13 protein-coding genes and 1 tRNA gene are annotated in these 11,382 nt (G+C 69.5%); 3 read left to right on the top strand and 11 right to left on the bottom strand.

Annotated features, from left to right (window positions below; genetic code table 11):
* Nucleotides 1-80: 80 nt before the first annotated feature.
* The 6 genes from F3T56_RS22865 to F3T56_RS22840 form a co-directional block, all read right to left on the bottom strand.
* Nucleotides 81-683, bottom strand: a complete 603-nt coding sequence (locus F3T56_RS22865; RefSeq protein ID WP_149827239.1) for a hypothetical protein — start codon at nucleotides 681-683, stop codon at nucleotides 81-83.
* A 12-nt stretch (nucleotides 684-695) separates the two neighbouring features.
* A complete protein-coding gene (locus tag F3T56_RS22860) occupies nucleotides 696-1,589 on the bottom strand; it encodes a carbohydrate ABC transporter permease (protein WP_149827238.1) in 894 nt (297 codons plus the stop codon).
* Nucleotides 1,589-2,593, bottom strand: coding sequence for a carbohydrate ABC transporter permease (locus tag F3T56_RS22855; RefSeq protein ID WP_172639081.1), 1,005 nt, complete (start codon nucleotides 2,591-2,593; stop codon nucleotides 1,589-1,591). The genes F3T56_RS22860 and F3T56_RS22855 overlap by 1 nt, the downstream gene beginning before the upstream one ends.
* Nucleotides 2,593-3,882 (bottom strand): ABC transporter substrate-binding protein, encoded by a 1,290-nt coding sequence (locus F3T56_RS22850; protein ID WP_149827236.1) that lies wholly within the window; start codon nucleotides 3,880-3,882, stop codon nucleotides 2,593-2,595. The genes F3T56_RS22855 and F3T56_RS22850 overlap by 1 nt, the downstream gene beginning before the upstream one ends.
* Before the next feature lie 537 nt (nucleotides 3,883-4,419).
* Nucleotides 4,420-4,491 (bottom strand) — tRNA-Val (locus F3T56_RS22845).
* Between the two features lie 81 nt (nucleotides 4,492-4,572).
* Nucleotides 4,573-5,052, bottom strand: coding sequence for a TIGR02611 family protein (locus F3T56_RS22840; RefSeq protein WP_149827235.1), 480 nt, complete (start codon nucleotides 5,050-5,052; stop codon nucleotides 4,573-4,575).
* A gap of 191 nt (nucleotides 5,053-5,243) precedes the next feature.
* On the opposite strand from F3T56_RS22840, the gene F3T56_RS22835 reads away from it, so the two are divergent.
* Entirely contained in the window at nucleotides 5,244-5,657 is a 414-nt protein-coding gene (locus F3T56_RS22835) for an SsgA family sporulation/cell division regulator (protein WP_004002642.1), read from the top strand.
* A gap of 589 nt (nucleotides 5,658-6,246) precedes the next feature.
* Complete coding sequence (locus tag F3T56_RS22830; protein ID WP_149827234.1) at nucleotides 6,247-6,807, top strand: CGNR zinc finger domain-containing protein; 561 nt, start codon at nucleotides 6,247-6,249, stop codon at nucleotides 6,805-6,807.
* Between the two features lie 125 nt (nucleotides 6,808-6,932).
* Here F3T56_RS22830 and F3T56_RS46315 read toward each other — a convergent pair whose 3' ends face one another.
* Nucleotides 6,933-7,085, bottom strand: coding sequence for a hypothetical protein (locus F3T56_RS46315; RefSeq protein WP_172639080.1), 153 nt, complete (start codon nucleotides 7,083-7,085; stop codon nucleotides 6,933-6,935).
* A gap of 158 nt (nucleotides 7,086-7,243) precedes the next feature.
* Entirely contained in the window at nucleotides 7,244-7,702 is a 459-nt protein-coding gene (locus F3T56_RS22825) for a hypothetical protein (RefSeq protein WP_149827233.1), read from the bottom strand.
* Nucleotides 7,703-7,908: 206 nt separating this feature from the next.
* Between F3T56_RS22825 and F3T56_RS22820 the strand changes: the two genes are divergently transcribed.
* A complete protein-coding gene (locus F3T56_RS22820) occupies nucleotides 7,909-8,427 on the top strand; it encodes a DsbA family protein (RefSeq protein ID WP_149827232.1) in 519 nt (172 codons plus the stop codon).
* A gap of 23 nt (nucleotides 8,428-8,450) precedes the next feature.
* On the opposite strand, the gene F3T56_RS22815 is transcribed toward F3T56_RS22820, so the two are convergent.
* The 3 genes from F3T56_RS22815 to F3T56_RS22805 all read right to left on the bottom strand — a co-directional run bounded on the left by F3T56_RS22815 (nucleotide 8,451) and on the right by F3T56_RS22805 (nucleotide 11,203).
* Nucleotides 8,451-9,275: a GNAT family N-acetyltransferase gene (locus tag F3T56_RS22815; protein ID WP_149827231.1), complete on the bottom strand. Its 825-nt coding sequence runs from the start codon at nucleotides 9,273-9,275 to the stop codon at nucleotides 8,451-8,453.
* Nucleotides 9,276-9,341: 66 nt separating this feature from the next.
* Nucleotides 9,342-10,163, bottom strand: coding sequence for an aminotransferase class IV (locus tag F3T56_RS22810; RefSeq protein ID WP_149827230.1), 822 nt, complete (start codon nucleotides 10,161-10,163; stop codon nucleotides 9,342-9,344).
* The gene (locus F3T56_RS22805) at nucleotides 10,160-11,203 is read right to left on the bottom strand and encodes a chorismate-binding protein (RefSeq protein WP_149827229.1); all 1,044 of its coding nucleotides are present in this window, start codon (nucleotides 11,201-11,203) and stop codon (nucleotides 10,160-10,162) included. Before F3T56_RS22805 ends, F3T56_RS22810 begins: the two co-directional genes overlap by 4 nt.
* Nucleotides 11,204-11,382: the final 179 nt, after the last annotated feature.

Here is an 11,382-nt window from a genome sequence, read left to right as displayed (position 1 = left end):
GGGCATGGGTGGTGGTCAGGGGCATGACAGAGAGAGGTACGACGCCCAGGGCGCCGGCCTTGCGTCGCGGGCACCGCCGGTCAGCGGCGCCGGTGACGTTCCTCCACGGCGACGGCCGCCGCCGCGACGGCCCCGAGCACCGGGACCGCCAGCGGCGCGACGAACCAGGCGGAGCAGGCCACGACGGCCAGTCCGCCGACGAGCAGGAAGGACCCGGCGGGGTCGAGCACGGTCCGCCGCCCGGCCGCGCCGAGCAGGGTCCGCCAACGGGTGCCGGGTTCCCAGACGGCCGCCGCGCGCAGCCCTGCCACGGCGGCGCCGATCAGCGCGAGGATCCCGACGGCGCCGACGAACGGCCCGCCCGGGATCCCGGCCCGTACGGCCTGGACGTCCACCCACACCGCCGCGAGCGCCGCCCACCCGGCGAGCCCGACGAGCCAGCCGCCGCGCACCGCCTTCCGGAAGTCGGCGGCGAACTCCCGCCAGCCGCCGCCCACATGGGACGTACGGCGCCTCAGATGCCGGGAGCCGGCGGCGAACGCCGCGGGGTACGTCACCAGCGGCAGCGAGGCCACCGCGATCCACACCCCGGTGAGCAGGCACTCGGCGAACAGCGCGAACCGCTCGGCGAGCGGGGACTCGCCGCGTTCCTTGGTGGCGGCCTTCGCGCGGGCCTGGGCCATGATCAGTTCACCTCAGCCCTTCAGGCCCGACGTGGCCATACCGTCGATCAGGTACCGCTGGAAGGCCAGGAAGAAGGCCAGCACCGGCAGCAGGGCGACCATCGACATGGCGATCATTCCGCCGTAGTTGGCCACGGCGTCTTGGTCCACGAACATCTTCAGGCCGAGCGAGACCGTGTACTTGTCGGGCGTATTCACATAGATCAGCGGGCCCATGAAGTCGTTCCAGGCGTTGATGAAGGTGAAGATCGCGCTGGTGATGAGCGCGGGCCGGCACAGCGGCAGCACGATCGACCAGTAGATCCGGAAGTGGCCGCAGCCGTCGAGCCGGGCCGCCTCGTCGAGTTCCTTGGGCAGGTTCCGCATGAACTGCACCATCAGGAAGACGAAGAACGCCTCCGTCGCCAGGTACTTCGGGAGCAGGAGCGGGGTGTACGTGTCGATCATGTCCATGTTGCGGAACAGCACGTACTGCGGGATCAGCAGCACGTGGTAGGGCAACAGGAGAGTGCCGATCATCAGGGTGAAGAGCAGATTGCGGCCCGCGAACCTGATCTTCGCGAAGGCGTACGCGGTCAGCGAGCAGGACACCAGGATCCCGATCACCGAACCGACGGCGAGCGTCAGCGAGTTGAGGAAGAACGTGGAGATCGGGATGTCGGCGATGCCGTCGGCGAGGCGGGTGTAGTTCGCGATGATCGGGTCGCCGGGGAAAAGGTCCAGGCTGCCGACGATGTCCTCGCTCTTCTTGAAGGAGCCGCCGACGACCCAGAGCACCGGGTAGAGGATCACCGCGAGGATGAGCAGGGACCCGATGTGCCAGGCGAGTGAACCGGGCAGCCGGCGCCGTAGGGCACCGGCCTTCGTGGACGGGTGCGGGGCGATCTCGGTGGCCTGTGCGCTCATCAGGCACTCTCCTCGTAGTGCACCCAGCGCTTCTGGGACCAGAACAGCACCGCCGTCACCAGGGCGACCGCGACCAGCAACAGCCAGGCCATCGCGGAGGCCAGACCCATCCGGCTGTTCTCGAAGCCCTGGACATACAAGTAACAGGTATAGACCATCGAACCGTCCGCCGGACCGCAGGCGTTGCCACCGGCGCCGCCACCGACGATGTACGCCGAACTGAAGATCTGGAAGGAGTGGATCGTCTCCAGCAGGACGTTGAAGAAGAGAACCGGGGAAATCATCGGCAGGGTGATGTTCCAGAACCGCCGCCATGTGCCCGCACCGTCGACCTCGGCGGCCTCGTACAACTCACGCGGGACCTGCTTGAGGCCCGCGAGGAAGATGACCATGGGCGCGCCGAACTGCCAGACGGTGAGCGCCACCAGGCTATAGATGATCATGTCGGGGTCGCCGCTCCAGCCGCCGACATCCACCCCGAAGATCTTCTGCGTACGGTCCACGATCGCGTCGTCGGAGAAGATCGCCTTCCAGACGATGGCGATGGAGACACTGGCCCCGATCAGCGACGGAGCGTAGAAAGCGGCACGGTAGAAGGCCTGCCCGCGCCGTTTCTGGGCCAGCAGCAGCGCCACACCGAGGGCCGCGATCAGCTTGAGCGGCGTACCGACGACGACGTACCAGAGCGTCACGCGCACCGAGTGACGCCAGCGCTCGTCGGCGAACATCTCGGAGAAGTTGTCGAGGCCGATCCACTTCGGCGGGTCGAACAGGTTGTAGTCGGTGAAGGCGAAGTAGAGCGAGGCGATCATCGGGCCCGCTGTCAGCAGCAGGAAGCCGGCGATCCACGGGGACATGAAGAGAAAGCCGGCCAGGCTCTCCCGGCGGCCCCGCCGCTTGAGGGCGGCGGGGCGCGGGGGCGTGACCGGACCGTGCCGCGGCTCGGAGCCCTTGTCCTTGGACAGGCCCTCCGTCGCAGGGGCGTGAGTCACGGTGGTTCCCATCAGGCGCCGAGAGCCGTCTTCGACTCGGTGAAGAACTGCTTGACGGCGTCGTCCACCGACCGCTTGCCCAGCCCGACTTCCTCACCGATGCGCAGGAACGCTGCCTCACAGATGTCCGCGCCGTTCGGGTGCGGGGTGATGGGTTCCAGGACACCCGCCTCGACAAGGGACTCCTCGTACTCGGCAATCGCCTTGTTGACCGGATCGGTCGGCTTGAACGCGTCGTACTGGGCCTGCGTCGCGGGCACGCCACGGTCGTAGCCCATGATCTTGGCGACCTCGGGCTCGTGCACCATGAAGTCGATGAACTGGGCGACTTCCTTGGGGTGCTGCGTGCGCTTGGACGCGCTGAGCATGAGGGAGCCGAGGTACTGGCCGGTCTTCTTGCCGTCCGTCGTCGGGATGGGAGCCAGGCCGTACTCGCTCTTGCCCTCGGAGGTGTAGCGGACGGTGAAGTTGTCCCAGGTGAACTCGCCACCGGCGAGTTCCGCGGCGACCGCCGACTTGGGTTTGATCTGGGCGACCTTCTTCTGGTTGGCGTAGAGGCCCTCCTCGACCGCCTTCTCGGCCTTCGCCCACCAGGTCTTCAGGTCCGCCTCGGTGAAGCCGAGCCCGCCCTCGGTGAAGAACGCCTTGCCGTTCTGGCGCAGGTAGAGGTCGTAGAGGTACATGACGTTGTAAGGGCCGGTGTCGCCGGCGCGGCCCGTCTTGTCGCGGATCTTCTTCATCGCCGCGTCGTAGTCGTCCCAGGTCCAGCCCTGCTCCGGCGTCACACCCGCCTTGGTGTAGACGGGCTTGTCGATCACCAGGGCCATCGAGTTGGAGCCGACCGGAACCCCGAGAAGCTTGCCGTCGATCTCGCCGAACTTCTCGAGACCCGCTCTGAATCCGTCCATCGAGAGGTTGCCCGCCTCGACCTGGGCGCCGAGATCGAGCAGCACATTCTTGGCGTCGTATTTGCGCAGGAATCCGATGGCATTCTGGAAGACGTCCGGCGGATTTCCACCGGAGGCCTGGGTGTTGAACTTCTTCCAGAAGTCGAGGTAGGGCTGGAAGTCCGTCTTCACCTTGATCTTCGGGTACTTCTTCTCGAATAGCGCGATGGTCTTCTTGATGCGCTCCGCGCGGTCCTCGGCACCCCACCAGGCGTAACGGATCGTCACCGTCCCGTCCCCCGTGCCGCTGCCGCCACCGCAGGCCGTGGCGGTCGCCCCCAGCCCGGCGACGGCCAGTGAGGCTCCGGCCGCCTTGAGGATCGTCCGCCTCTCAACATTCCTGTCCTGCTGCATGGTTGAGCCTCCCCGCGACGCCGCGTCCGCCCCATGAATCGTTTCAAGTAAGCGCTTGCTGGCACAAGTTACGTAGGCACTCAGGAGACGTCAATGATTCGGACAGGAATTGATGGAAAGCGAAGGGGTGGCCGCGTGGGGCCGCGAGGCCGGTGTGGTGATCAGCCGTCAAGTGAACGCGCAGGTAGGGGAGTTGCTGTCGACGGGTCGAACGCGTTGGGGACCGCTGGAGGGAGTTGAAGCACGGCCGAAAGGAGTCAGGGGGGCGGCTGGGCGAACGCTGCCGAACGGCGCTCGGAGCGCGCGCCGGTCCGACCGAGCGTGAGATCAGGGAGAGGGCCGGCGGACACGGGGGCAGCCACGCGGGGACAGCACGGCGGGCGGGCGTCGAGGGTGGGGCACCGGCCGACGGACGGCCGCCATCTGCCCGTATTCAGTGGGTCCGGGCGGGGGGAAGCAGCGGCCCGAGGCCGGTTCCAATGGGACGAAAAAACGACCCGGTCCACGGTTTCCGTGGACCGGGTCGCTGTCGACCGGTGGGCGATACTGGGTTCGAACCAGTGACCTCTTCGGTGTGAACGAAGCGCTCTCCCACTGAGCTAATCGCCCGGACGCAGGAAGAAGATTACCCCATGTCAGGGGGTGGCTCCGACCACGTTCACCATCCAGGCGACGCCGCCCCGCCCGGGATCACTGGTCCTTGATGTTCCAGGGCATCTCGAAGCCGAACTTCCAGACGTAGATGCCGACGAGGACGGCGATGATCACCAGGCCGACCGACGTCAGAATGATGTTGCGGCGCCGGACCTTCGGGTCGAGGGCACGCTGGGTGGCTTCGGTGACCTTCCGCTTGGTCCAGCGGAGGACCAGCTGGGCCCAGACGAATTCGGTCGCCCAGATCGCCATGCCGCCGAAGATCACGACCCAGCCGGGCCCGGGCAGCGGCAGCATGATCACGCCCGCGACGACCACCGCGAGCCCGATGATGAAGACGGCCACCTGCCAGCTCAGGTGCAGCATCCGGCGCGCCTTGACGAATTCCGGCGCACGAGACCCGAGCGGCGCTTCGTTCTCCGCCACCTCGGCCTCACTGTTCGTTACGTTGGTCTCGCTCTTCGTTCCGTCGGCCGCCACGCCGACCTCGCCCGTTCCGTGACTCCCCGTGTCCATACGGCCAAACCCTACCGGAGAGAAACCCGTCACCGGAATGGTCGTACCCTCCGAAGTCGGTCTCGGCCGGATGAGCTACCAAAAGCGACGCAAAACCCCCAGAGGGGTTTACAACGGCACCGTAGGTGGCATGTCGATTTCGCCGACGTGCGAATCCCCGAGCGCACACTGAGCGAAAGGCCTTGGCGCTTATGAACACCACGGTCAGCTGCGAGCTGCACCTGCGCCTCGTTGTGTCGAGCGAGTCCTCACTGCCTGTTCCCGCGGGACTGCGGTATGACACGGCCGATCCCTACGCCGTGCACGCCACCTTCCACACCGGAGCGGAGGAAACGGTCGAGTGGGTGTTCGCCCGCGACCTCCTCGCCGAGGGCCTGCACCGGCCCACCGGCACCGGCGACGTCCGCGTCTGGCCGTCGCGCAGCCATGGTCAGGGCGTCGTGTGCATCGCCCTGAGCTCTCCGGAGGGCGAGGCCCTGCTCGAAGCCCCGGCGCGGGCCCTGGAGTCCTTCCTGAAGCGCACAGACGCCGCCGTGCCGCCCGGCACGGAGCACCGGCACTTCGACCTCGATCAGGAGCTCTCACACATCCTGGCGGAAAGCTAGGGCGAGGGCCCACAGAGCCGCCCGGCGCCGTCCACTCGGGGAGACGGCTCGGGCCAAGACAACCCGATACGGCTCAGGCCGACCGATCGACGCCGCCCCCGCGGAGTTCCGCGGGGGCGGCGTCGCCATGCGAGCGGGGGGTACGTCGCTGCTCCGGCCCCGAGCGTGGATACCGCCCTTGGCTGCGGGCGCCCGTAGGGACGTTCCACAGCTCGGCGGTCACGAGGCGCCGCTGCGCCCACCCGTGCCGCCCCAGCGGCACGGGTGCCCGCAGTTGGAACGGGTGGGGGGGGCAGCCCCCGACGGCACGGGTGCCCGCAGCCAGGACGCGGTGGGTGGGCGGCCGCCTGCGGCACGATTGCCCGCAGCCGGGACGTGGTGGGCGGGCAGCCATCCCCGGCGGCACGGGTGGGCGCAGCCAGGACGGGTGGGTGGGCAGCCGCACCGGCGGCATGCCCCCCGGCTGGATAAGGCCGGTGGTCGGCCGCGGCTGCGGCGGCCGGAATCGGTGCTCCCTTCGTGGGAGCCACTACCATCGGCCTGCATCGGCGGGCGTCCGCCCGACCGGCCGCAGGCCAGGGAGCGAAACGTGCTGATCACCCACGACACCCGGTGTGCTCTCGACACCGTGGTGGATCTGGTGAACACCGCGCCGGAGAACGACACGGCGCCGGACGGGCTCACGGATGTCGCGTCGCTCGACGACTTCGTACGAAACCACGAGGTCAGCGATGTCGGCGCGCTGTCGGAGTTCGATCTCGCGGCCGTGCGCAAGGTTCGCGGGAGGTTCGCCGAGGTCTTCGCGGCCCCTGATCCGGGCTCGGCCGCAACGGTCATCAACGACCTGATCGCCGCCGCGGGCACCACGCCCCGGCTCACGAACCACGACGGCTACGACTGGCACGTGCACTACTTCGCGCCCGGCGCCTCCGTCGCCGACCATCTCGCGGCCGACTGCGGCATGGCGCTCGCCTTCTTCGTCGTCGCCGGGGAACAGGAGCGGCTGCGCCGCTGCGAGGCGCCCGACTGCCGACGCGCCTTCGTCGACCTCTCCCGCAACCGCTCGCGCCGCTACTGCGACAGCCGCACCTGCGGAAACCGCCTCCACGTGGCCGCCTACCGGGCACGCCGCAAGGAGGCGGCCGGCTGAGGAATCGCCGGTCGACGACGAAGGCGAACAGCGAATGGGAAGGCTGAGGCGAAGATGCGGGCGAGAACCCGCGCTCGGGGCTGACGGAGCCCTCGACGGGTGGCGTCAGGGGCTCCGTTTACGGCTCAGAGCATCAGCAGGTCGTGCAGTGACGCCATGAGCAGCAAGCAGCCGATCACCGCTAGGAAGATCATCAGCGGTGGCTGGGAGAGCGCGAAGAGACAACCTCGCCGCTCCTCGGGCGGGGCGGTGGTGTCGCTCTGTGTTGTATCCAACATCTCGCGGCGATGATGGCGCAGGGGACGCCCCCCGCGCGATCAACCCACCCCGAATGACGGGTAGTTCGCCAATATCCACATCGTCCGGAGCGAACGTGATCACTTCGGCGTCGCCGCCCGACCTACTGTGTCGTTTCAGAAGGTCGTATGCCCGGCGGTCAGATGCCGTGCTTCTTCAGGATCGCCTCGATGTCGCTGAAGTCGTCCGCGCCGGACTTCCCGGAATCCGTCGCCCGGGGTGCGGCAGCAGGGCGCGCCGCCGGTCGTGCGGTCCGGCCCAGCGACGGCGCCGAGGCGGCGGGGGCTATCGCCTCGGCGTGGGACGCCTCGCCCGCAGCCTTGCGCTCCTTGCCGGCGATTCCACGGCGCCGCTCCACGGCACGCGTGGTCATGAACAGGAACCAGGCGGCGCCGAGCACGCCGAATCCCGCCCAGGCGACCGGGCTGAAGGCGGTGTCGGCCAGCCATTCGACGACTCCGGTCATCACCAGGCCGAGGGGCACGAGTGAGTAGGCGGCGATACGCGTCGCCCTCAGGAAACGCTTCCGATACGCCGTGATCGCGGCGATGCCCAGGCCGGCCGCGGAGACGGCGGAACAGACTGTCTCGGCAATCATCCGGTCCTCCAGGCAGTGCGCGGTCGGGCGGTGTCGGTTCGTCCCTTCCATCCTGCACCGCCGCGCGGCCGTTATGCCATGGCCAAGAGAGACCTCAGGGACATCTCCGGGTCGTCTCGGGGTCAGCCCCTACTTCAGCGAAGCCGGTCACTTCGGCGGACCCGGCCGATTCGGCGGGTGCGGCCCGGGCTGGGAGACTGATCCCCATGAGCGACTCCTCCCCCGTACCGCCCGCCGTCGTCCTGGACGTCTGGTGCGAACTCCAGTGTCCCGACTGCCGCAGCGCCCTCGACGACATCCGCGCGCTGCGGGCCCGCTACGGCGACCGGCTCGACGTACGGCTGCGGCACTTCCCGCTGGAGAAGCACAAGCACGCCTTCGCCGCCGCGCAGGCCGCCGAGGAGGCGACGGAACAGGGCAGGGCGTGGCCGTACATCGAGGCCGTGCTCGGCCGGGTGGAGGAGCTGGACAGGGCGGGCGAGCCGTTCCTGGTCGAGGTGGCGCGTGAACTGGGCCTGGACGCCGAGGAGTTCGACACGGCGCTGATCGACGGCCGGCACATCCTGATCGTCGACGCCGACCAGGCGGAGGGCAAGGCGATCGGCGTGACCGGCACCCCCACGTACGTCATCGGCGGCGAGCGCCTCGACGGCGGCAAGAGCCAGGCGGGGCTGCGCGAGCGGATCGAGGAGATCGCCGACCGGCTGCTGGCCGGGGACGCCTGAGTACCGGGCGCCCCCGACAGCCGTCAGAGCAGTGGCTTGGACAGGTGGTAGGCCGTCGTCTCGTAGCCGAGGGACTCGTAGAGGCATTCGGCGCGGACATTGCCCGCGAAGACGTTGAGCGCGATGGCGGTCTTCCCGGCCGCCACCGCCTGGGCCTCGGCCAGCAGCATGAGCGTACGGCCGTGTCCCTTGCCCCGGTGTGCGGCGTCCGCCTCCACGTCGTACACGAAGGCGCTGTCGTCGGTCAGCCACAGCCACAGGGAGCCGACTTTCGTGCCCTCGTGCTCCAGCACGCTGCACAGGTTGTTCGCGGAGGCCACTCCCTGCGGCAGGCACCGCTCGTAGTCCAAGGCGGCCTTCGCGTACGCCTCCGCCTCGGGCACGCCGCGAGTGATCCAGTCCTGTGCGTAGCCCTCCAGCCCGGCCTCCTTCCACGGCCCGTACTCGGCCTCGGTCATGGGCCGGCCCCGACTGCCCGCGGGCAGTGCGGGCGGGGTGCCGTCGAGGGGCTTGCGCATGCCCCGGTTGCGCAGGACGTAGCCGAGCGCCTGGGTCAAGCGCAGCGCGGGCTCGGCGTCGGCCGGGACGGTCGCCTCGATCCGCCGGCAGCCCCAGCCGCGGGCCACCTCCTCGGCGGCGAGCGCGGCCACCGTCGCCCGGCCGCGCCGCCGGTCCGGTTCGTCGATCCGCAGATCCAGGATCCGGGCGGCCGAGGACCCGGGGTCGGGGCGCGTGCCGAGGTGTATCTCGCCGACGGGACGGCTGTTCACGCACACCTGGTAGCGGCGCGAACGCGTTCCGTCGGCGGCGTGCTGGAGCGGCTCGTTGGGCCGCAGGGTGGTGGTCATCAAGGGTGTTCTACCCGCTGCGGACCGCCGGGTCAGCCCAATATCGGCGGCTTTTGTCGGCGGCTTCTACGGATCCAGGTCGGCCCCGGACCGCTCGTCGAACACCCGCATCGCCTTCGCCGTCACCGGGCCGGGCATACCCCCGAGCTCGCGGGCGTCGACCCGGTGCACGGCCTGCACGTCACGCAGGCTCGACGTCAGGAAGACCTCGTCGGCGCGTTCCAGGACGTCCAGCGGCAGGTCGGTCTCCCGGGCGCCCGTCCACTCGACGACGAGCGCGCGGGTGATGCCCGCGAGGCAGCCGGAGGCGACCGGCGGGGTGTGGATCTCGCCGTCGAGGACGACGAAGACGTTCGAGCCCGTGCCCTCGCAGAGTTGGCCCACCGTGTTGGCGAACAGGGCCTCGGTGGCGCCCTGTTCGTGGGCGCGGGCGAGGGCGACGACGTTCTCCGCGTACGAGGTGGTCTTCAGGCCGGTGAGGGCGCCGCGCTCGTTGCGGGTCCAGGGGACGGTGATCACGGCGGTGGAGTCCGCGCGCCGCTTGGTCTCACCGAGGGCGACGACGAGGGTCGGACCGTGGTCGCCGCGGTCGGAGCCGAGCGGGGAGAGGCCACCGGTGTACGTGATGCGCAGTCTGCCGAGAGCCATCGGGTTGGCGTCCAGGACGACGGCACAGGCACGGCGCACCTCGTCGAGGTCGGGCTCGGGCAGTCCGAGACCGCGCGCCGAACGGGCGAGCCGGTCGAGGTGGCGGGTCAGGGCGAACGGGCGCCCGTCGACCGCCTTTGCGGTCTCGAAGACTCCGTCGCCCACGGTCAGTCCGTGGTCGAGGACGGAGACACGGGCGGAGTCGATGTCCCACAACCCGCCGTCGAGCCATATCTTCACTTGGGGGTCCTCCCAGTCGCCTCGTACGTTCCCGACGCTACCGCGAGCAGTCTGGCGGCCTTCAGCTCGGTCTCCCCCCACTCCGCCTCGGGGTCCGACCCCCAGGTGATGCCCGCCCCTGTACCGAAGCGAAGCTCGCCCGCGGCCCGGTCGATCCAGAAGGTACGGATGCCGACGGCCAGCTCGCCGGTGCCCCGGTCGGCGTCGACCCAGCCGATGCCCCCGCAGTACGGGCCGCGTGGCGCGGTTTCCAGTTCGTCGATGATCCGCAGGGCGCTGGACTTGGGGGCGCCGGTGACGGAACCGGGCGGGAAGGCGGCGGTGAGCAGCTCCGGCCAGCCCGTGTCCTCGCGCAGTTCGCCGCGCACGGTGGAGACGAGGTGGACCAGCCCCGGGTGCTTCTCGACGACGCACAGATCGGGCACGGTGACCGAGCCGGTGGCGCAGACCTGGCCGATGTCGTTGCGGACCAGGTCGACGATCATCACGTTCTCGGCGTAGTCCTTCTCCAGGAGGTCCGCCTCGGTGCGTCCGGTGCCCTTGATCGGCCCGGACTCGACGACCCGGCCGTGGCGGCGGAGGAAGAGTTCGGGGGACGCGGTCGCGATCTCCACGCCGTGCCCCGGCAGGCGAATCGTTCCTGCGTACGGCGCCGGATTGCCGCGCGCCAGCAGCGCGGTCAGCGCGTCCACATCGGCGTCCGACGCGACGGGCGCGGACAGCACCCGGCAGAGGTTCGCCTGGTAGACCTCGCCGGTCGAGATGTACTCGCGGATACGGCGTACGCCCGCGGTGTACGCGGCGCGGTCGAGGGACGACGTCCAGCCGTCGGCGGCCGGCCCGCGCCACTCCCCCGACACGGGAGTGGGCGCCGGCTCGCGGCGCACGTCGTCGAAGCGCGCGCACACCAGCCCGCCCTCGTAGTCGGCACGGACGGCCCAGAAGCCCGACGAGTCAAGGGCGGCGGGATCGCTGGTCACATCGGCGAGACCGGTGGCGACGAGGTCGCCGAAGCGGGCGAGAGGAGGGAGGTCGAGCACGCAGTCGAGTCTAGAGCGGGCGCCCCGAAGGCGGCCCCGACCGGGTCCCGACCATGCCCTGACCAGGTCCTGAAGTGGACGTACCGCAGCACGCTGCACAAACGCGTTTTTGTACTGGCCCCGGAATCCGCTAGAGTTCAACACGTCACCGGGACGCGGAAGCGGGCCGGAAACGACAA

The organism is Streptomyces tailanensis (assembly GCF_008386495.1).
GTDB classification, from domain to species: domain Bacteria; phylum Actinomycetota; class Actinomycetes; order Streptomycetales; family Streptomycetaceae; genus Streptomyces; species Streptomyces tailanensis.
Note: the sequence above shows the minus strand (reverse complement) of the source record. Positions and strands in the feature narration are given on the sequence as shown.